This is a genomic window from Belnapia sp. AC561, assembly GCF_979252845.1.
On sequence record NZ_CEEDBP010000137.1, the window covers coordinates 1 to 326 of the forward strand.

Sequence of the window (326 nt, forward strand, 5' to 3'; positions counted from 1 at the left end):
GGTACGCCTCGACATAGTCACGCCTGGGTACAACTGACCTATGCCATCCAGGGCGTGCTGCATGTGCGCACCGCAGTCGGCAGCTTCGTGGCGCCGCCGCAGCGGGCCATCTGGATTCCCGCAGGGCTGGAACATGAAGTGCTGAGTTCGCCCAACACCGAAATGCGCAGCCTCTACCTGGACGACAGCTCAATCGATCCGCTACCCGGTAGCTGCCGCGTGCTCGGTGTAGACGCCCTGACCCGCGAGCTGATCCGCAGCTTCTGTGAACTGCCGGTCGAATACGACGAGGCGGGGCCGGACGGTCGTCTTGCCCAGGTACTACT

Annotated in this window: 1 protein-coding gene; it reads left to right on the plus strand. The window is 63.8% G+C overall.

Features of this window, described 5'->3' with window-relative positions; translation table 11 throughout:
- Positions 1-326: AraC family ligand binding domain-containing protein (locus AC0IW9_RS30470; protein ID WP_471652052.1), on the plus strand; the 326-nt coding region annotated here is incomplete at both ends.